Annotated in this window: 17 protein-coding genes; 8 read left to right on the top strand and 9 right to left on the bottom strand. The window is 71.9% G+C overall.

Going from position 1 to position 19122, the window contains the following annotated elements; translation table 11 throughout:
• The first annotated feature begins 150 nt into the window (after window positions 1-150).
• The 5 genes from ACFQ53_RS07480 to map all read left to right on the top strand — a co-directional run bounded on the left by ACFQ53_RS07480 (window position 151) and on the right by map (window position 4965).
• Complete coding sequence (locus ACFQ53_RS07480) at window positions 151-1206, top strand: glutathione S-transferase family protein (protein WP_377857551.1); 1056 nt, start codon at window positions 151-153, stop codon at window positions 1204-1206.
• A gap of 139 nt (window positions 1207-1345) precedes the next feature.
• Window positions 1346-2221 (top strand): ABC transporter ATP-binding protein, encoded by an 876-nt coding sequence (locus ACFQ53_RS07475; protein WP_377857548.1) that lies wholly within the window; start codon window positions 1346-1348, stop codon window positions 2219-2221.
• Window positions 2218-2994, top strand: a complete 777-nt coding sequence (locus ACFQ53_RS07470) for an ABC transporter permease (RefSeq protein WP_377857545.1) — start codon at window positions 2218-2220, stop codon at window positions 2992-2994. Before ACFQ53_RS07475 ends, ACFQ53_RS07470 begins: the two co-directional genes overlap by 4 nt.
• Window positions 2995-3091: 97 nt before the next feature.
• Window positions 3092-4132, top strand: coding sequence for a heme A synthase (locus ACFQ53_RS07465; protein WP_377857542.1), 1041 nt, complete (start codon window positions 3092-3094; stop codon window positions 4130-4132).
• Window positions 4129-4965, top strand: coding sequence for a type I methionyl aminopeptidase (gene map, locus ACFQ53_RS07460; protein ID WP_377857539.1), 837 nt, complete (start codon window positions 4129-4131; stop codon window positions 4963-4965). Before ACFQ53_RS07465 ends, map begins: the two co-directional genes overlap by 4 nt.
• Window positions 4966-5035: 70 nt before the next feature.
• Here map and ACFQ53_RS07455 read toward each other — a convergent pair whose 3' ends face one another.
• The 6 genes from ACFQ53_RS07455 to ACFQ53_RS07430 all read right to left on the bottom strand — a co-directional run bounded on the left by ACFQ53_RS07455 (window position 5036) and on the right by ACFQ53_RS07430 (window position 14761).
• Window positions 5036-6013, bottom strand: a complete 978-nt coding sequence (locus tag ACFQ53_RS07455; protein WP_377857536.1) for an NAD-dependent epimerase/dehydratase family protein — start codon at window positions 6011-6013, stop codon at window positions 5036-5038.
• Entirely contained in the window at window positions 6010-7005 is a 996-nt protein-coding gene (locus tag ACFQ53_RS07450; RefSeq protein ID WP_377857533.1) for a phosphotransferase enzyme family protein, read from the bottom strand. The genes ACFQ53_RS07455 and ACFQ53_RS07450 overlap by 4 nt, the downstream gene beginning before the upstream one ends.
• Window positions 7006-7269: 264 nt before the next feature.
• Window positions 7270-10071 carry an aconitate hydratase gene (locus ACFQ53_RS07445; protein ID WP_377857530.1) on the bottom strand — a complete coding sequence of 934 codons (2802 nt, stop codon included), beginning with the start codon at window positions 10069-10071 and terminating at the stop codon, window positions 7270-7272.
• A 164-nt stretch (window positions 10072-10235) separates the two neighbouring features.
• Window positions 10236-11582, bottom strand: coding sequence for a class I SAM-dependent RNA methyltransferase (locus ACFQ53_RS07440; protein ID WP_377857527.1), 1347 nt, complete (start codon window positions 11580-11582; stop codon window positions 10236-10238).
• Between the two features lie 5 nt (window positions 11583-11587).
• Entirely contained in the window at window positions 11588-13813 is a 2226-nt protein-coding gene (locus ACFQ53_RS07435) for an APC family permease (protein ID WP_377857524.1), read from the bottom strand.
• Between the two features lie 189 nt (window positions 13814-14002).
• The gene (locus tag ACFQ53_RS07430; RefSeq protein WP_377857520.1) at window positions 14003-14761 is read right to left on the bottom strand and encodes an SDR family NAD(P)-dependent oxidoreductase; all 759 of its coding nucleotides are present in this window, start codon (window positions 14759-14761) and stop codon (window positions 14003-14005) included.
• Between the two features lie 143 nt (window positions 14762-14904).
• Here ACFQ53_RS07430 and ACFQ53_RS07425 point away from each other — a divergent pair, with 143 nt between their 5' ends.
• The 3 genes from ACFQ53_RS07425 to ACFQ53_RS07415 all read left to right on the top strand — a co-directional run bounded on the left by ACFQ53_RS07425 (window position 14905) and on the right by ACFQ53_RS07415 (window position 17059).
• Window positions 14905-15510, top strand: a complete 606-nt coding sequence (locus ACFQ53_RS07425; protein WP_377857516.1) for a TetR/AcrR family transcriptional regulator — start codon at window positions 14905-14907, stop codon at window positions 15508-15510.
• A 101-nt stretch (window positions 15511-15611) separates the two neighbouring features.
• Window positions 15612-16328, top strand: a complete 717-nt coding sequence (locus tag ACFQ53_RS07420; protein ID WP_377857513.1) for a potassium channel family protein — start codon at window positions 15612-15614, stop codon at window positions 16326-16328.
• Window positions 16325-17059 (top strand): potassium channel family protein, encoded by a 735-nt coding sequence (locus ACFQ53_RS07415; RefSeq protein WP_377857510.1) that lies wholly within the window; start codon window positions 16325-16327, stop codon window positions 17057-17059. Before ACFQ53_RS07420 ends, ACFQ53_RS07415 begins: the two co-directional genes overlap by 4 nt.
• A gap of 8 nt (window positions 17060-17067) precedes the next feature.
• Here ACFQ53_RS07415 and ACFQ53_RS07410 read toward each other — a convergent pair whose 3' ends face one another.
• From ACFQ53_RS07410 to ACFQ53_RS07400, 3 genes are read right to left on the bottom strand one after another with little or no spacing between them, the layout of a single operon-like run.
• Entirely contained in the window at window positions 17068-17829 is a 762-nt protein-coding gene (locus ACFQ53_RS07410) for a DUF3159 domain-containing protein (RefSeq protein ID WP_377857507.1), read from the bottom strand.
• Window positions 17826-18284: a hypothetical protein gene (locus ACFQ53_RS07405; protein ID WP_377857505.1), complete on the bottom strand. Its 459-nt coding sequence runs from the start codon at window positions 18282-18284 to the stop codon at window positions 17826-17828. Before ACFQ53_RS07405 ends, ACFQ53_RS07410 begins: the two co-directional genes overlap by 4 nt.
• 10 nt (window positions 18285-18294) lie before the next feature.
• Entirely contained in the window at window positions 18295-19122 is an 828-nt protein-coding gene (locus ACFQ53_RS07400; RefSeq protein ID WP_377857503.1) for a DUF3710 domain-containing protein, read from the bottom strand.

Below are 19122 nucleotides of genomic sequence, written 5' to 3'. Positions count from 1 at the left end.
GCCCGACGATCGGCGCCGCAGCCCTTGTCGCACCGTCCCCGCGCCCCGCGCCCCGCACGCCGCACCCCGCACCCCCGTGCACATAGTTCATCCTTCAACTATCATGGTCGGTGTCCGGGAGACGCCCCGGACCGTCAAGGAGGAGGAGACATGGAGATGGAGAAAGACCCGAACGACCAGACCGGCTCGTACGTCCATGCGGGCGAGGCCTTCGATCGCGACATGAACTACATCCCCGACCGCATCACGTCCGACGGGTCGAACCCGTGGCCCGTCGAGGCGGGCCGCTACCGCCTCGCCGTCTCGCGCGCCTGCCCCTGGGCCAACCGCACGATCATCTCGCGCCGCCTGCTGGGCCTCGAGGACGCGATCTCGATGGCGGTCGCCGGCCCCACGCACGACAAGCGCTCGTGGACCTTCGACCTCGACCCGGGCGGCAAGGATCCGGTGCTGGGCATCGAGCGCCTCCAGCAGGCCTACTTCGCCCGGTACCCCGACTACCCGCGCGGCATCACCGTGCCCGCGATGGTGGACGTCCCCACCGGCGGCGTGGTCACCAACGACTTCAACCGGATCACCCTGGACTTCGCGACCCAGTGGACGGACTTCCACCGCGAGGGCGCGCCCGACCTCTACCCCGAGGCGCAGCGCGGGGAGATCGACGAGCTCAACCACTGGGTGCTGCACCACGTGAACAACGGCGTGTACAAGACCGGGTTCGCCGGCTCCCAGGAGACCTACGAGAAGGCGTACACGGACCTCTGGGAGAGCCTCGACGCGCTCGAGGACCGACTCTCCCGCTCGCGCTATCTCATGGGCCCCGCGCTCACCGAGGCCGACGTGCGCCTGTTCCCGACCCTGGTGCGCTTCGATCCCGTCTACCACTCGCACTTCAAGGCGAACCGTCAGCCGCTCGCGAGCATGCCCAACCTCTGGAACTACACGAAGGACCTGTTCCAGACGCCGGGCTTCGGCGACACCGTCGACTTCCAGCACATCAAGGAGCACTACTACGTGGTGCAGACCGATCTGAACCCCACGCAGATCGTGCCGCTGGGACCGGACACCTCGATCTTCCTCGAGCCCCACGACCGGGACCGCTTCGACACCGACACCTGGGGCCCCGGCGGCACGGCGCCGCTGCCTCCGAAGGCCGACGAGGTCGTCGATCCCGCGCACACTCCCCTGCATCCGACGGGCCGCTGAGGCTTCCCGCCGTCCCGGGGGCCGAGGTCCGGCCCGTTGGATGAGGTCGGGTCCGTCGGATGAGGCCGGGCCCGATGGATGGAGCCGGGTCACAGGTGCAGGGACCTCCCGGGAGCGGGGGCCTAGCATGGTCGGCGTCATGAACGACCACTCCCCTGCTCTCGAGGCCCAGGGCCTCACGCGCAGCTTCGGCTCCGTGCGCGCCCTGGACGGCGTCGAGTTCTGCGCGCGCCATGGCGAGGTCACCGCACTGCTGGGTCCCAACGGCGCCGGCAAGACCACCACCATCGGCTGCGCGACCGGTCTGCTGCATCCCGACGCCGGCACCGTGCGCGTGCTCGGCGAGGACCCGTGGCGCGCGGGCGCCGAGCTGCGGGCGCGGGTGGGCGTGATGATCCAGGACGGCGGGCTCGCCTCGGGCGCGACCGCCCTGCAGCTGCTGCGCTACGGCGCGGAGCTCTACGCCGACCCGCTCGCGCTCGACGAGGTCGCCGAGCACCTGGGCATCACCGAGTTCGGCGGCACGCTCGTGCGGCGCCTCTCCGGCGGGCAGCGCCAGCGCCTCGCCCTGGCGCTCGCGATCATCGGCCGCCCCGAGCTGGTGTTCCTCGACGAGCCGACGGCCGGCATGGACCCGGCGATCCGCCGCACCGTGCGCGACCTGATCAGGGCGCTTGCCCGCACCGGCACCGCGGTACTCCTCACCACGCACCTCATGGACGACGTCGAGGGGCTCGCCGACCAGGTCGTCGTCATCTCCGGCGGACGCACCGTCGCCGCCGGGACCGTCGACGAGGTGATCGCCGCCCACCGCGCCCCCGACGCGACGCTCACGCTCAGCGCCCGCGCCCGCGGCGTCGACCCCTCGATGGCCGACGTCCTCGCGAAGGATCTGCGCGAGACGGCCGCCCGCCATGGCGCCGAGCTCGAGATCACGACCGGCGGCGCCGCCGACCTCGAGAGCGTCCTGCTGGATCTCATCGACGAGCGAGAAGCGCAGGAGCACGCCCGATGACCACGGTCCCCGCCACCGAGCACCGCGCCGCGCCCGCGCCGAGGGGTCGCCGCATCCTCGCCCACGCCGGGCTCGAGGCCCGCATCCTGCTGACCAACGGCGAGCAGCTCATGGTCGCGATCCTCATGCCCGCGCTCGTGCTGCTCGCGCTGCGCTTCGTGCCCGTCGGCCGCGTCGACGGCCTCGCCTCGATCGACACCGCGGTCGCCGCCACCGCCGCGACCGCCCTGATCTCCACGTCCTTCACCTCGCAGGCCATCCAGACCGGCTTCGACCGCCGCGGCGGGGTGCTGCGCTGGATCGCGACCACGCCGCTGGGCCGTGACGGCTACCTCGCCGGCAAGATCCTCGCGACGCTCTGCGTGCACGTGCTGCAGGTCGTGGTGCTGGGCGTGATCGCGCTGATCCTGGGGTGGAGGCCCCATCCGGTCGGGCTGCTCGAGGCCGTCCCGATCTGGCTCGTGGGCACCATTGCCTTCGGGGCCCTCGGCCTGCTGGTCGCCGGCACGCTGCGCACCGAGGCCGTCCTCGCCGTCTCCAACGTCCTGTTCGTGCTGTTCGTGGCCGTCGGCGGTGTCGCGATCCCCTCGGCCGCCTACCCGCGCATGCTCGGCGGCCTCGTCGACCTGCTGCCCTCCGGGGCGCTCGGCGAGCTGCTGCGCGCCGTCCTGGCGGGCGGGCATTTCCCCGTCGGCTCGCTCGTGGTGCTCGTGCTCTGGGCGGTCGCGGCATCCCTCGCCGTGGCCCGCTGGTTCCGCTGGACCTCCGCGTGAGCACCCGAGTGAGCACCCCCGGCCAGGTGCGGATCGCGCCTGCGATCACCGCCCCCACATCGCCCCGTCGTCCCTTCCCACTCGCGAGGACCGCCCCATGACCACCGCCCCCGTCGCGCCCGGCTCCGCCCGCCCCGGCACCGTCTCCGCCTCCCTCGCCGCGCTCGCCCCGTGGAAGCGCCGACTCGTGCAGGTGATCTTCTGGGGGAACCTCATCTGCCAGATGGGCATCATCGTCACCGGCGGCGTGGTGCGGCTGACGAAGTCCGGACTGGGGTGCACCACGTGGCCCAGCTGCGAGCCCGGCCAGTTCACGCCCCTCTACTCGCCGGACATGGGCATCCGCCCGTTCATCGAGTTCGGCAACCGCACGCTCACCGGGGTGCTCGGCATCTTCGCGATCGCGCTGCTCGTGGTCGCGCTGCTGTGGCTGCGCCGGAAGGGCACCTCCTTCATCGTGCTCTCGATCCTCCCGCTCGTCGGCACCGCGGCGCAGGCGATCGTCGGGATGGCGGTCGTGAAGCTGGACCTGCACCCGATCGCCGTCGCCCCGCACTTCCTCATCTCGATCGCGCTGGTCGTCGTCTCGGCGATCCTCGTGGTGCGGGTCCACGACGGCGACGGACGTCTCCGTCGCGTGGTGCCGACCCCGCTCGTGGCGCTCTCCGCGGTGATGGCCGTCGTCGCCGCCGCGGTGCTGATCCTGGGGACCCTCACCACGAACTCTGGACCGCACTCGGGTGACATCGACGCCACACTGCGCCTGGGCCTGGACCCGCGCACGGTGTCCTGGCTGCACGCGGACTCGGTGATGCTGTTCTGCGGCCTGCTCGTCGGCCTCGTGCTGTGCCTGCACCTCATGAAGGCGCCGCGCCGCCCCCGTCGCACCGCCTGGCTCGTCGTCGCGGTCACGCTGCTGCAGGCCGTCATCGGCTACACGCAGTACTTCACCGGGCTGCCCGAGGTGCTCGTCGGCCTCCACATGACCGGCGCCGCGCTGTTCACCGCGGCCGTCACCGCGATCGTCTCGACCTGCTTCTCGTGGACCGACCTCGCCCCGTCGGCGGCGGACGTGCGCGTGGTCGCCGGCGCCACGAGCCCGGCGCCGTCGGCCGACGAGGAGGCACGCCGCCGATGATCCTGCGCCGTCGCCGCCAGCGCCCCGCACCGCAGCGGCCCACGACCGCCGAGGCGGTCCCCGCCGGGCGGTTCGTCGCGAGCGTGCTCTCGCACCTGCGCGAGACCGTGTCCGTCGGCGACTCCCTGCTCGACATCGACGACGAGGCCCACCGGATGATCCGCGAGGCCGGGGCGACCAGCTGCTACCTCGACTACCACCCGCGCTTCGGGGCCTACCCCTTCGGCCGCGTCATGTGCACCTCGGTCAACGACACCGTGCTGCACGGCAGGCCGTACGAGCGAGTGCTCGAAGCCGGTGACCTGCTCTCCCTGGACTTCGCGGTGGAGCTCGAGGGATGGGTCGCGGATGCGGCGCTGTCCTTCGTGGTCGGGCCGCAGAGCGCCGCCGACCCGGCGGACCTCGCGCTCATCGCCGACGTCGAGACGACCATGTGGGCCGGCATCGCGGAGGTCCGCGCTGGCGCGCACGTGGGCGACATCGGCCATGCCGTCGAGGACGCGGCCCAGCGCCTGGGCCACGTGATCAACCACGAGTTCGGCGGGCACGGCGTGGGACGCACGATGCACGAGGCGCCCTTCGTCCCCAACCACGGCATGGTCGGGACGGGTCCGGTGCTCGAGGCGGGCATGCTGCTCACGGTCGAGCCGTTCCTCATGCACTCGACCGACGCCGTGCACATCACCGACCGGGACGGGTGGTCCGTCATGTCCGACGACGGCTCGCGCGGCGCGCACGCCGAGCACACTCTGCAGGTCACCGACGGCGAGCCGATCGTGCTCACCGCGCGGGAGGGCGAGGACCTGCCCGTGGGGGTCGCGCCGCCCCGGTGACGTCCGCGCGTGCGGCACGTCCGCGCATGCGGTGAGCGGGGATCGTCCCGCCCGGCACCCGGCGTCCCGCTCAGACCCGGAGCGGCCGTGCCACCTCCAGCTCGCCGTGCTCGATCAGCCAGCGGACGGACTCCAGGATCGCCTGCTCGGGCTCGTAGGCAGGGGCATAGTCGAGTCGGCTCCTCGCCTTCTCGATGCTGAACACCTGGCTGCGGTGCAGATGGCCCCAGCTCTCGAGGGCGAACTGCTCACTGGTCGACGCCCGGTACTCGTCCCAGGTGATCGGCTCGATGCTCGCCTGCTGCCCGAACCAGCCCGATGCGATCTCGACGTATCCGCGCACCGACAGCGCGGTCGGCGCGACCGCGGTGAAGTCCTCGCCGGCAGCGGCCGTGCGGTTCTCCACGGCGAGCTCGAAGAGCTGGGCGACGTCATCCGCGTGGACGTGGTGCATGGTCTCCATGCCGCTGCCGGGCAGTCGCAGGACGTCTCCGGAGGACAGGACCCGCCAGGACTCGGGATCGGTGTTGCCGAGAGGACCGGTGGGGGTCCACCCCGGACCGACGATGTGGCCCGGGTGGACGGACGTGGTCACGAGCCCGCCGCCGGCGGTCTCGTCCTTGAGCATCCTCGCGATCGCGGCCTTCTGGATGCCGTAGTCGTCGTACGGTGCAGTCGCCGAGTCCGAGTCCTCCGTGATGGGGAGCTTCCTGCTCGCGCCGTGTCGCCAGATCGAGCCGCAGTGGATCAGGTGGTCGACCTCCCCGCGCAGCGCCTCCACCAGGGCGGTCGCGGACTCCAGGGTGAAGCACACGAGGTCGATGACGACGTCCGGCTGCTGCGCCAGGATCGTCTGCCCGAAGCTGCCTTCGGCGTCCTCCTGCGCACGGTCGACCTTGACATGCTCGACGTGCTCCCACTCCGGAGCGGCCTGATAGCCGGTGCCGCCGGATCGGGTGATGCTGACGACCTCGTGGCCGCCGCGCACCAGGCGCGGGACCAGGAACGTGCCGATGTGCCCGGATCCGCCGATGACGACGATCTTCATGTGCTCTCTCCTTGTTCGGTGGCCGGCAGCCGGTAGCGTGCCGGGTCCCACAGCGCGAGGGAACGCAGGTACCCGCCCTGCACCGGGTCAGCCCAGGCGGCATCGTCGTTGTCCGCGAGGACCCACGTGCCCTCCTCCCACCAGAGATGATCGATCGCAGCAGGCCAGAGCTCCCGCTCGGCGGGGGTGAGAGAGACGTGCTGAGAGTACGCCCCGACGAAGGTCCGCCACTCGTGCGGCGCCATCATGCGCGCGGAACCGCCCGGGGACTCGTAGTGGAACAGGACGAGCGCCTCCGCGAGGTCGAAGAGGCGCGGCTCGACCCCGCCGTTGTCGGGGTCGACGAGCACGGGGCCGCGCGATGCGAAGACGAGGTTGGAGGCTTTGAAGTCCGAGCTCACACCGCATCGCGGCAGCTCCTCGTCGCGATCCTTCAGAAGGGGCCACGACCGTGACCACCATCGTTCGGCGAGGGCGGTGACGGCGGCACGGGCCTGGCGCGCGGCGTCCGGGGCGAGCTTCGCGTCGAACACCTCGCGCAGCCCGGTGAGGTCCTTGTCGACCTCTGCTCGACGGGTCCCGGGGTGCCCGTACTCCCCCAGCCCATCGGTGGGTGCGTCGCTCGCGTGCAGCCTGCCCAGCAGATCGCCCGCACTGCGGATCTGTCCGGAGCGACCTGCGTAGACCTCGCCCTCGATGAACGGGTAGACGACCCAGTGCTCCCCCGCGTGCTCGAGGGGCCCGCGGACCGGGCTGACGACGGGTATCCCACGCGTCGCGAGGGCGCGCGTCCACCGAGCCATCGCCTCGGCTCGGCGATCGGTGGCCTTGACGAGGACGGGCTCACCACCGGCCGTTCTCCCCCTGTGCACGCGGGCGAATCGCGTCAGGCTCACCGGCTCCAGTTCTGCGAGGTCGAAGAGCTCTCGGACCGCCTCGGGCGAGCCTGCAGCATGCGCCTGGGCTCCTGCGCTGTCCGTCTCGTCGGCCATCGGCCCAGCATGACCGGACCTCCCAGGCCTCGCAACGCGAATCCCGGGCGAGGGCGGAGCCCCGTGGCCCTCGGAATGCACGATGGCCAGGATCTATCTTGTTCTGGGCATCAGAACGACATGGATCCTGGCCATCGTGGCACCGACGGTCCGACGGGTCGGCGACCCGACCCGTCGGCGATCCGGCGGGCCGACACACGAGACGGGCGCGGCGCCCGGGCTCGTGGCCCGGGATCCGCGCCCGTCGGGTGCGACTGCGGCGGCTCAGGCCTCGACGAGCGAGCGGAGCACGTACTGCAGGATGCCGCCGTTGCGGAAGTAGTCCGCCTCGCCGGGGGTGTCGATGCGCACGACCGCGTCGAACTCGATCGGGTCGGCGCCCTCGCGGGTCGCGGTGACCTTCACGGTCTTCGGGGTCGCGCCGTCGTTGATGGCGGTGATCCCGGCGATGTCGAAGGTCTCCTCGCCGGTGAGGCCGAGGGACTCGGCGGTCTCGCCCGCGGGGAACTGCAGGGGCAGCACGCCCATGCCGATGAGGTTCGAGCGGTGGATGCGCTCGTAGCTCTCGGCGATGACGGACTGGACGCCCAGGAGCTTCGTGCCCTTGGCGGCCCAGTCGCGCGAGGAGCCGGTGCCGTACTCCTTGCCTGCCAGGACGACCAGCGGGATGTTCTTCTCGGCGTACGCCTGCGCCGCGTCGTAGATGAACTCCTGCTCACCGGTCAGGAAGTTCTTCGTGTACCCGCCCTCGACGCCGTCGAGCAGCTGGTTCTTGATGCGGATGTTCGCGAAGGTGCCGCGGATCATCACCTCGTGGTTGCCGCGGCGGGAGCCGTAGGAGTTGAAGTCCTTGCGCTCCACGCCGTGCTCGCGCAGGTAGCGGCCGGCCGGGGAGTCGGCCTTGATCGCGCCCGCGGGAGAGATGTGGTCCGTGGTCGTCGAGTCGCCGAGCTTGGCGAGCACGCGGGCGCCCGAGATGTCCTCGACCGGCTCCGGATCCTTGCCCATGCCCTCGAAGTACGGGGGCTTGCGCACGTAGGTGGAGTCACCCTCCCAGTCGAAGGTCGCGCCCTCGGGGGTGTCCAGCGAGCGCCAGCGGTCGTCACCCGTGAAGACGTCGGCGTAGTCGTCCTTGAACATCTCCTGGGTGATGTTCTCGGCGATCGTCTGCTCGACCTCGGTGGGCGAGGGCCAGATGTCGCGCAGGAACACGTCGTTCCCGTCCTCGTCCCGGCCCAGCGCGTCGTTCTCGAAGTCGAAGTCCATCGTGCCCGCGAGGGCGTAGGCGATGACCAGCGGCGGGGACGCCAGGTAGTTCATCTTCACGTCGGGGTTGATGCGGCCCTCGAAGTTGCGGTTGCCCGAGAGCACCGAGGTGACGGCGAGGTCGGCCTCGTTGATCGCGTCGGAGATCTCCGGCGCGAGCGGGCCCGAGTTGCCGATGCACGTGGTGCAGCCGTAGCCGACGAGCTGGAAGCCCAGCGCGTCGAGGTACTCGGTGAGACCGGACTTCTCGTAGTAGCCGGTGACGACCTGCGACCCGGGGGCCAGCGAGGTCTTCACCCACGGCTTCGAGACCAGGCCCTTCTCGACAGCGTTCTTGGCGAGGATGCCGGCGGCCATCATCACCGAGGGGTTCGAGGTGTTGGTGCAGGACGTGATCGAGGCGATCGAGACGATGCCGTGATCGATCGAGAAGTCCTTGCCCTCGACCGCGGTCGGCTTCGAGGCGCGGCCGTGGACCTTGAGGTCCAGCACGGGCGCGTCGCCGCCGGAGTCGTTGTCCGAGCCGAGCGAGGCCGGATCGGAGGCGGGGAACGTCCCCTCGTCCTCGGGGACCACGGTGCTCTCGGCCTCGGCCGGCTCCTCGTCGGCCGCGTAGCTCGGGAGCACCTCGCGGAAGCTCTCCTTGGCCTGCGTGAGGATGATGCGGTCCTGCGGGCGCTTCGGGCCGGCGATCGAGGGGACGACGGTCGAGAGGTCCAGCTCGAGGTACTCGGAGTACTGGGCCTCGGTCGACGGGTCGTGCCAGAGGCCCTGACGCTTGGCGTAGGCCTCGACGAGCGCGAGCTGCTCCTCGGAGCGGCCGGTGAGGCGCAGGTAGTCGACCGTGACGTCGTCGATCGGGAAGATCGCGCAGGTGGAGCCGAACTCGGGGCTCATGTTGCCGATGGTCGCGCGGTTGGCGAGCGGCACCTGGCCGACGCCCTCGCCGTAGAACTCGACGAACTTGCCGACCACGCCGTGCTGGCGCAGCATCTCGGTGATCGTGAGGACGACGTCGGTCGCGGTGGCCGCGGCCGGGATCTCGCCGGTCAGCTTGAAGCCGACCACGCGCGGGATCAGCATCGAGACGGGCTGGCCGAGCATCGCGGCCTCGGCCTCGATGCCGCCGACGCCCCAGCCCAGCACGCCCAGGCCGTTGACCATGGTGGTGTGCGAGTCGGTGCCGACGCACGAGTCGGGGTAGGCGCGCAGCACGCCGTCCACCTCGCGGGTCATGACGGTGCGGGCCAGGTACTCGATGTTGACCTGGTGGACGATGCCGGTGCCCGGGGGGACGACCTTGAAGTCGTCGAAGGCGGTCTGGCCCCAGCGCAGGAACTGGTAGCGCTCGCGGTTGCGCTCGTACTCGAGCTCCATGTTCTTCTCGAGAGCGTCGAGGCGGCCCGCGACGTCGATCATCACGGAGTGGTCGATGACCATCTCGGCGGGGGCGAGCGGGTTGATCCGCTCCGGGTCGCCGCCGAGGTCGGAGACGGCCTCGCGCATGGTGGCGAGGTCGACGATGCAGGGGACGCCGGTGAAGTCCTGCATGATCACCCGGGCGGGCGTGAACTGGATCTCGGTGTCCGGCTCGGCGCTGGGGTCCCAGGACCCGAGGGCGCGCACGTGGTCCGCGGTGATGTTCGCACCGTCCTCGGTGCGCAGCAGGTTCTCCAGCAGGATCTTCAGGCTGTAGGGGAGCTTCTCGTGGCCGTCGACGGTGTCGATGCCATAGATCTCGTACTCGGTGTCGCCGACGGCGAGGTTCTCCCTCGCGCCGAACGAGTTCACGGTGCTCACGGAGCGCAACTCCTTCGATTGTGGGGCGTGGTGCCATCGTAATCCGCAGGGGCGTGCGTGATCCGACGGCTCGCAGTGCTCGTCCGGCCCCCGATCAGGGAGTGTGCGGCGGCCGACGCCGGCCGTCCGCCCGGACTTTATCTCTTGACGTCAAGATAAATATATCATGACGCGCGCGTCAGGACCGCCACCGACTCGATGTGATGCGTGTGGGGGAACAGGTCGAAGGCGCGCAGGTCCTCGACCCTCCAGCCGGCCTCCTCGGCCGCCTTCAGGTCGCGCGCGAGCGTCGAGGGCTCGCAGGAGACGTAGACGATCCGCTCCCGGGTGCGCGCGCACAGCATCGCCATCAGCTCGGGTCCGAGGCCCGCGCGCGGCGGGTCGATGACCACGCGATCGGGGTCCTTCTCCTGGGCGCGCACCCACGCGGCGACGTCGGCCGTCTCGGCGCTCGCCTGCGGGAGGGCCGCGAGGTTCTCCTCGGCCAGCGCCCCGGCGCGGCGGTCGCCCTCGACGCTGAGCACGCGGCCCGCGGACCCGACCTCGTCGGCCAGCGCGGCCGCGAACAGCCCGACGCCGCCGAACAGGTCCCAGACGGTGTCGCCCTCGCGCGCCTCCATGTCGCGCAGCACCACGGAGGTGAGCACCTCGGGGGCCTGACGGTGGACCTGCCAGAAGCCCGTCGCGCCCACGCGGAACCGCCGTCCCAGGACCTCCTCGGTGACCATGCCGTCGCCCGAGACCGCGGTGAGGCCCGTCGGCCCCTTGACGGCGAGGTCGACGCCCTCGAGGCCCTCGGGGACCTCGAACCCGCCGGAGGCGCCGGTGCTTGCGGCCGAGAGGCCCCGACCGATGAGGACGACGGCGGGACGGCCGACGGACGGCGCGACCGCATCGACGGCCTCCAAGGCGTCGGGCAGCGCGAGATCGGGCAGGCCCAGCTCGCGGATCTCCTCCGCGGCCAGGGGGTTCTCCCCCACCGGGTGGACCTCGTGGGAGCGCCAGCCGCGCATGCCGAGCAGCCCGTCGGCCCCGCGGGTGAGGCGCACCCGGGTGCGCCATCCCAGTCCGTCGGTGTCGTGGGGCGCAGGCTCGACCTGCGCCTCCTCGGTCGCGAGGGTCGAGACGCCCGCACGGCGCAGCAGGTCCTGGAGGACCTCGGTGGCCAGGCGGCGCTGCGCGTGCAGGCCGATGTGCGCCCACTCGGCCCCGCCGACGCCGTCGGTCCCCGCCTCGGGCCAGACACTGGGCACGCGGTCGGGGCTGGGGTCGAGGATCTCGAGGGTCTCGGCGCGCCAGAAGCGCGCCTTCGCGGAGTTCTTCGCGTCCTCGAGCAGGCGCGCGACGACGGTCTCACCGGGGACTGCGCCGCGCACGAACACGACGCGGCCCTCATGGCGGGCCACGAACGTGCCGCCGGCGGCCGGGGCGCCGACCGTGAGCGTGAGCAGCCGTCCCAGCGCGGTCCGCTCGGGCTCGGCGCTCGCAGCGCGCCGCATGTCCCGTGCCATCGTCCTCACCTTCCCAGGAGCCGTGCGCTCCTCGCCTCCTCGCGCGCCCGGCGGGCGCGGCGATGGTCCTGTGCGGTGGCCGTGCCCGCGCTCGCCAGGATGTCGGTCTGCTGCGGGCGGTCGGGTCCGCCGTCCCGCCCGAGCTGCCACGGCACGCTCGCGACGACCACGCGCGGCAGGTGCGCGAGACGGTCGCCGAGACGGCGCACGGAGTGGTTGTGCAGGGGCGAGAGCCACCAGTGTCCCACCAGGAACAGGGGGAGGTAGACGATCACGACGTCGCGCGGGTTGCGCTTGAGCAGACTGCGCACGTGGGCGAGGACCGGACCGTTGACGTCCCGATAGGGAGAGTAGAGCACGCGCAGGGGCACCTGGATCCCCAGGGAGCGCCAGCGCTCGACGGCGCGTCGCGCATCGGCGTCCTCGTCGTGCACGGCGAAGGCCTCGAGGGTCGAGTGCCGAGCGGCGGAGGCGACGGACAGCGCGCGCATCGTGGGCCGGTCCAGCCCCGAGACCAGCACGATCGCATGGGAGCGGGAGGGCAGTGCGGTCGGGTCGTCCACGCCCTGGCCGGGCAGGCGGGGACCGATGAGCGTCCCCTCCCCCGTGGCCGACGGGACGGCGTCGGCGTCGCCTCCCGCGACGGCATCGGACCGGCCCGCGCCGTCCGCGTCCGCGCTCTCCCCCTCGGCCCCCTCGCCATCGGGACCGTCGCCGGCGAGCGCGGGAATCGCGAGCTGCGCTCGCACGGAGGCGTAGTGGCGCTCGATGAGGCTCATGAGCACCCAGAGCGCGCCCATGATCACGACCGCCGCCCAGGCGCCGTGCGTGAACTTCGTGGTGACCACGATGAGGAGCACGGCGCTGACGACGACGAAGCCGATGACGTTGACGACGCGGCGCAGGCGCAGGGTGCGGCGCATGCCGCCGCGGATCTCGAGGCGGATGGCGTGCGTGAAGTGGCGGACCATCCCCAGCTGGCCCAGGCTGAAGGAGACGAACACGCCCACGATGTACATCTGGATGAGCACGCTCACGCGGGCGCCGGTCCACCACACCAGGAGCCCGGAGGCGACCGCGAGCAGGATGATGCCGTTGGAGTAGGCCAGGCGGTCTCCGCGCACGCGCATCTGCTTGGGGAAGCTGCCGGCCGCGGCGAGCACGCTCGCGAGGTTGGGGAAGCCGTTGAAGGCGGTGTTCGCGGCGATGAACAGGACGATGCCGGTCACGGCGGTCACCGCGTAGAAGAGCAGGGACCCCGGGCCGGAGAGCGCCTGGGCGATCTGGCCGATGACCGGAAGCTGCTGGTAGTCGGGGATCGGGGCGCCGTCCCTCACGAGCTCGCTCGCGGGGTCCTCGACGTAGCGCACGCCCGTGCGGGCGGCCAGCGCGATGATCCCCAGGATCATCGCCGAGGAGATCGCGCCGAGCGCGAGCAGCACGATCCCGGCATTGCGCGCCTTGGGCGGACGGAAGGACGGCACGCCGTTGCCGATCGCCTCGACGCCGGTGAGCGCGGCGCTGCCGCTCGAGAAGGCGCGCAGCACGAGGAGCGCGCCGCCGAGCGCCGTGAGCCCCTGCGCGTAGCCGGGCTCGGCGACCAGATCGAGGTCCGCGCTCGGTGCGCGCCCGATGCCGCCGGTGAACGACTCGACCGCGCCGATCACGACCATCAGGCCGATCGCGGCGACGAACAGATAGACCGGGATCGCGAGCAGCGAGCTGGACTGGCGCACCCCGCGCAGGTTCACGAGCGCGATGAGGGCGATGAGCACGAGCGCGACCCACATCTCGTGGCTGTGCAGGAAGGGCAGGATGCCCGAGGTGTAGTTCGCGGCCTGGGCGACGGATACCGCGACGGTGAGCGCGTAGTCGACCAGCAGCGCGGAGCCGACCAGGCGTCCCGCTCCCCTGTTGAGGTTCGTGCGCACGACCTCGTAGTCGCCGCCCCCGCCGGGATACTCGCGCACCGTGTTGAGACCGGTGAGGACCACGACGGCCATCAGCAGCACGACGGCCACGGCGACCCACCAGCTGATGACGTAGCCCGTCACGCCCGCGAGGGCGAGGGTCAGCAGGATCTGGTCGGGGGCATAGGCGACCGAGCTCAGCGCATCCGAGGAGAAGGTCGGAAGCGCGAGCCGCTTGGGAAGGCGCTCCCGCGACAGTCGATCCGTCGCGAAGGCGCGCCCGAGGACGAGACGCTTGAGCGCGCCGGAGGGGCCAGGCACGACGCCCACTCTAGTTGCACAGACGGGGGCCGTCGTACCGACCCCGGAGGCGGGCGGGCGACGACCGCGGGCCCCTGCCCGGCCTCGGAGCATCGTCCTGTCCGTTCCTGCTCTCCACGCCGCTCCCGGCACACCGACTCCCGATGGGCGTCCCCGCGTGCATCGACGCATGCACCGCCGGTATCCCCGTCAGGGATACACCTGGACCTCGCCGCCGTCCACGAACAGCTCACTGCCCGTGATGAAGCTGGACTGGCTCGAGGCGAGGAACAGTACGGCGTCGGCGATCTCCGCGGGGTCGGCGGCACGCCCCAGCGGCGTGCTGCCCGCCAGCCGACCGACGAACTCGTCCGCCTGCTCCGGGTTCCCGGCGAGGCCGCGGAGTCCGGGCGTGTCGGTGGGACCGGGCACGACCGTGTTCACGCGCACCCCTCGCGGCGCGAGCTCCGCCGCCCAGACGCGGCCGAACTGGCGGACGGCCGCCTTCGTCGCGGAGTAGACGCCGAAGCCGGCCGTGCCGCGGCGCGCAGAGCTGGAACCGACGAGCACGATGCTGGCGCCGTCGTTGAGTATCGGGAGCGCTCGTTGCACCGTGAAGACGGTGCCCCGCACGTTGGTCCCGAAGGTGCGGTCGAAGGCCTCGGGCGTGAGCGAGTGCAGGGGCTGGTCCGCGTCTCCGCCTCCGGCATTCGCGAAGACGATGTCCAGCCGAGCGGCGTCTGCGGCGATTCGCGCGAACAGGGCATCGATGTCGTCCAGATCGGAGACGTCGTTCGGGACGGCGATCGCCTGATCGCCCAGCTCCCGGACGGATTCCTCGAGCGCCTCGCTTCGACGTCCCGTGACATAGACGCGTGCGCCCTCGGCGACGAAGCGCTGCGCAGCGGCGCGTCCGATGCCCGAGCTCGCGCCGGTGATCAGGGCTGTCCTGCCCGTGAGCTGACCCATGGTGGTCGTCCTCTCCAGTGGTGCGGGTGAGATGTCGGAGCGTCTGAGCTGTCCGCGCTCCAGAGAATGCGGAACGATTCCGGACCGCACGGTCCACAATAGGCATAATGGACCGGGCGGTCAAGAACGGGTAGAATGCCGCCATGGCGAGACCGCGGCAGTTCGACGAAGAAGCAGTCCTGTGCGCGGTCCGCGATCAGTTCTGGGACGCCGGGTATGCGGCGACATCGCTCCAGGACCTCATGCGGGTGAGCCGCCTGGGCAAGGGCAGCCTCTACGCCGCCTTCGGGGACAAGCACGAGCTCTTCTTGCGGGTCCTGCGCCGATACGCGGACTCGCTGGTCCTCGGCGTGCGCACGTCGATCGACTCGGCTCCCCGCGCGGTCGATGCTCTGCGCTCGTTCGTGCTGACCCCCGTGGCCAGCGACCCCGACGGCGACAGTGCGCGCCGCGGGTGCCTCCTCGCCAACAGCACCACCGAGCTGGCATCCGCCGATCTCGCGGTCCGGGCGGAGTCGCGTCGTGCCTATGGAGCCATCACCGAGACGCTGGCCATGGGTGTGGCGCGGGCCCAGGTCGAGGGCGACGTGTGCGACACCGCCGACTCCGTGGACGTCGCCCGGGCCCTCCTGGCCGCACAGCAGGGCGTGACCTTCATGGGGCGGACCGGGATACGGATCGAGGCGCTCACGGCGACGGCCCGATCACTGACGGAGCAGCTCCTGCCCGGGAAGAGCCACAGCGGCTGAGCCGAGGAAGTGCTCCGACCGGGCGACGCAGCATGTCGTTACCCCGTCGCCCCTCGGCCCCGCCGCGCGCGGCCGGTGTGCCTGCGGTCTATCGTGGCCCTGTGCACTTCGTGATCATGGGCTGCGGCCGCGTGGGGGCGATGCTCGCCCACAAGACCCTCAGCATCGGGCACGAGGTCACGGTGATCGATCGCGATCCCGTGGCCTTCCAGCGTCTGGGGCGGGACTTCCCCGGGCGCTGCGTGTCGGGCATCGGCTTCGACCGGGAGACCCTCGAGGAGGCCGAGATCCGCTCCGCCGCGGGCTTCGCGGCCGTCTCCAGCGGCGACAACTCCAACATCATCGCCGCCCGTGTGGTGCGCGAGGAGTACGGGCTGCGCAACGTCGTCGCCCGCATCTACGACCCGCGCCGCGCCGAGGTCTACGAGCGCCTGGGCGTCGCGACCGTGGCGACCGTGCGCTGGACGAGCGCCCAGATGCTGGGGCGTCTGATCCCCGGCGCCGCGAGCCGCGAGTACCAGGACATCTCCGGGAAGGTCACGATGATCGCCGTGGTGCCCGACGAGTCCTGGATGGCCACGCCGCTGGCCAGGATCGAACAGGAGACCGGGGCGCGCGTGGCGCTGCTCACCCGGCTCGGCGAGGGCGTGCTGCCGGGTCCCGCGACCCGCCTGCAGGAGGGGGACGTGCTGCACCTGATGGTGCCGACGCCGCGCCTGCCCGAGATCGAGAGCACCCTCGCCCATGCGCGCGGCGCCGACACCGGCGGCCCCGACGGGAGGGTCGGGACCGGCGGCGCCGAGGAGGAGACGCGATGAGGGTCGTCATCATCGGCGCCGGCAGCGTGGGCCGCTCGATCGCCCGCGAGCTGCTGACCAAGGGCCGCTCGGTCACGCTCGTCGACCGCTCCGTCTCCCCGGAGAAGCGCACCTCGGTCACCGGCGTGCAGTGGGTCGAGGGCGATGCGGCCGAGCTCGCCGTGCTCTCGGAGGCCGACGTGGCCTCAGCCGACGTGGTCGTCGCCGCGACCGGCGACGACAAGGTCAACCTCGTCGCCTCCATGCTCTCGAAGACGGAGTTCCTGGTGCCGCGCACCGTCGCCCGCGTCTCCCACCCCTCGAACGAGTGGATGTTCGGGGACATGTGGGGCGTGGACGTGGCGGTCTCCACTCCGCGCACGATGACGGCCCTCGTCGAGGAGGCCGTGAGCGTGGGGCGGATCGTGAAGATCTTCAGCTTCTCCGGCTCGCGCACCGACATGGTCGAGATCACGATCCCGCGCCGCAGCCCGATCGTCGGACGCCTGGTGGGCTCGATGCGATGGCCCGCCTCGTGCGTGCTGGTGGGCATCATCCGCGACGGGCAGCCGATCGCCCCGTCGGCCCACGACGCCCTCGAGGCGCACGACGAGCTCATGTTCCTCGCCGAGTCGGAGCACCTGCAGGCCCTCGAGGAGCTGCTCGCCCCGCCGAGCGCGCCGCAGGACCCCGAGGAGCTGCCGAGCATCCGCACCGAGGAGATGCCCAGCGTGCGCCCCGAGGAGCGCTGAGCGCGGACTCAGACCGTCGCGTCCGGCGCGCTCTCCGCCTCCGCCTCGAGGCGGGCGCGCACCGAGCGGTGCAGCATCCACACCAGCCACACCACGAGCGCGAACAGCGGCAGTCCCATGACGAGCTTCGCGACGCCGAGCGCGGCGACCTGTCCGCTCAGGTAGAGCGGGAGCTGCACGGCGAGCTTGAGCACGTAGAGGCCGACGAACAGCCAGGTCGCCTGCGTGTAGGCGCGCCGGGCGAGGGGCTTCCCGCGCCAGGCGGCGACGCGCGGGTCCAGGAGGCCGACGACGACGCCGACCAGCGGGTAGCGCGCCAGGATCGAGACCACGAGCACGGCGGCGGCCACCGCGTTCGTGATCAGCCCGGGCACGTAGAAGTCGGTGCCCTGTCCCGAGCGCAGCGCCCAGATCGCGCCGACGGCCACGCCGATCAGCCCGCCGAGCACCTGCGAGGGGTTCTGACGCTGCACGAGCCGCACCACGAGCGCGACCAGGACGACGGCCACGGCCGCACCGCCCGCGATCGGGATCGACCGGGTGATCACGAACAGCACCACGAACAGCGCCGTGGGCAGGACGGATTCGACGATCCCTCGCGGGCCGCCGAGGGCGTCGCCGACGGAGAACTCCTCGCCCGCGAGCACAGCGCCCATTCCCGAGCGCGGCGCGGCGTGGCCCGAGCGCGGCGCGGCGCGGCCCGGCCGCCCAGCGGTCGCGTCCTCGGTGCGCCGAGCGGCCCTCTCCTCCGGTCGCTGCGCAGAGCTCACGCGTCCTCCTCCTCGCCCGGCAGGCCGGTGATCTCGTAGCGCGGGTTGTACATGACCTTGTGGTGGCCGCGGCGGGCGGCCACGCCCTCGAGCACGAGCCGGGTGCCGGGTCCGACGCCGGGGATCCGCGACTGGCCGAGCCAGATCGCCGTCACGGTGCCGGTGCCGTCGAACACGTCGATCTCGAAGGACTGCGGGGCGCTCGTCGGCGGGATCACCATCGAGCTGACGAAGCCCGTGACGCGGACCTCCCGTCGACGCTCGATGTCCTGGGCGCAGTCGAAGCCGTCCTCCCGGGCGCGCCGGCCGGCCTCGCGGGCGTCGAGCACCTCGCTGTCCACGAAGTGGCCGCGCAGGCGCTCGGCGAGCTGCTCGGCGCGGCCGTGGCGCTCTCCCGCGCCGGCCCGCGCCTCCGCGGCCCGGGGATCCTGGTTCCGTGATTCCTTGGTCCTCATCGGGTCACCCTCAGCCGATCTCCGTGATCTCGGGCCCGCGCTCGAGCGGGTTCAGCGTGGTGTCCTCGGCGGGGACCAGACCGGGTCGCTGCCCGGGGAGGTTCAGCGGGATGAGCTCCTGGGGAGCCATGGCATCGCTGCCCCGCACCACCACGATGCGCGAGATCAGGGTCTCGAAGGCGTGCGAGGCCTCGGCGTCGCCGAGGGCCGGGCCGGAGAGGATCGCCCGCAGCAGCCAGCGCGGGCCGTCGACCCCGATGAAGCGCGCGGGCCGGTAGCCGACGCGGCCGTCGGAGCGCTTGACGGGCAGGCGCGCGATGAGCTCGGTGCCGAAGGGGCCCGGCCGGGTCTCCGCGGTGCCGCCCTGCTCGACGACGGAGCCGCGCAGCGAGGTGCGCACCTCGTCCCACAGCGCGCGCGACTTCGGGGCCGCGAACGCCTGGACCTGCAGCGAGGAGCCCTCGATGACGAGGTTCGCCCCGGTGACGGCCCGGGTGCGCTGGTCCATCTCCATGCGCAGCTCCATGCCCTCGATCATGGGCACGAGGAGCCCGCCCAGGTCGATGCGGTCCTCCTCGGGGGCATCGGCCGCGTCGAGGGGCCCGTCCTCGAGGTGGTCGCCGCCGAGCGCCTCGTCCGCGGCGGCGGGCTCCTGGGCCTGCGAGCCCGCCTGCTCGGGATCGCCCGCGGCATCGCCGGACGTCGTCGCCGCCGATGCGTCGTCCTTCTCGTCCGTCGACAGCGCCTGCTCGGCGGCGGCCTCGTCGTCCCTGTCCTCGGCCCTGCCTGTGTCCTCGGCGCTGCCTGTGTCCTTGTCCTTGCGGGAGAACAGTCCCAT

This window comes from Brachybacterium sp. NPDC056505, from assembly GCF_042794925.1.
Classification (GTDB): domain Bacteria; phylum Actinomycetota; class Actinomycetes; order Actinomycetales; family Dermabacteraceae; genus Brachybacterium; species Brachybacterium kimchii.
Note: the sequence above shows the minus strand (reverse complement) of the source record. Positions and strands in the feature narration are given on the sequence as shown.

Excerpts from the sequence above, each read along its gene's own strand:
- ACFQ53_RS07475 (WP_377857548.1), top strand. The coding sequence starts at position 1,346 with ATGAACGACCACTCCCCTGCTCTCGAGGCCCAGGGCCTCACGCGCAGC.
- map (WP_377857539.1), top strand. The coding sequence starts at position 4,129 with ATGATCCTGCGCCGTCGCCGCCAGCGCCCCGCACCGCAGCGGCCCACG.
- ACFQ53_RS07430 (WP_377857520.1), bottom strand. The coding sequence starts at position 14,761 with ATGGGTCAGCTCACGGGCAGGACAGCCCTGATCACCGGCGCGAGCTCG.
- ACFQ53_RS07425 (WP_377857516.1), top strand. The coding sequence starts at position 14,905 with ATGGCGAGACCGCGGCAGTTCGACGAAGAAGCAGTCCTGTGCGCGGTC.
- ACFQ53_RS07415 (WP_377857510.1), top strand. The coding sequence starts at position 16,325 with ATGAGGGTCGTCATCATCGGCGCCGGCAGCGTGGGCCGCTCGATCGCC.
- ACFQ53_RS07455 (WP_377857536.1), bottom strand. The coding sequence starts at position 6,013 with ATGAAGATCGTCGTCATCGGCGGATCCGGGCACATCGGCACGTTCCTG.
- ACFQ53_RS07450 (WP_377857533.1), bottom strand. The coding sequence starts at position 7,005 with ATGGCCGACGAGACGGACAGCGCAGGAGCCCAGGCGCATGCTGCAGGC.
- ACFQ53_RS07470 (WP_377857545.1), top strand. The coding sequence starts at position 2,218 with ATGACCACGGTCCCCGCCACCGAGCACCGCGCCGCGCCCGCGCCGAGG.
- ACFQ53_RS07465 (WP_377857542.1), top strand. The coding sequence starts at position 3,092 with ATGACCACCGCCCCCGTCGCGCCCGGCTCCGCCCGCCCCGGCACCGTC.
- ACFQ53_RS07400 (WP_377857503.1), bottom strand. The coding sequence starts at position 19,122 with ATGGGACTGTTCTCCCGCAAGGACAAGGACACAGGCAGCGCCGAGGAC.
- ACFQ53_RS07405 (WP_377857505.1), bottom strand. The coding sequence starts at position 18,284 with ATGAGGACCAAGGAATCACGGAACCAGGATCCCCGGGCCGCGGAGGCG.
- ACFQ53_RS07440 (WP_377857527.1), bottom strand. The coding sequence starts at position 11,582 with ATGGCACGGGACATGCGGCGCGCTGCGAGCGCCGAGCCCGAGCGGACC.
- ACFQ53_RS07480 (WP_377857551.1), top strand. The coding sequence starts at position 151 with ATGGAGATGGAGAAAGACCCGAACGACCAGACCGGCTCGTACGTCCAT.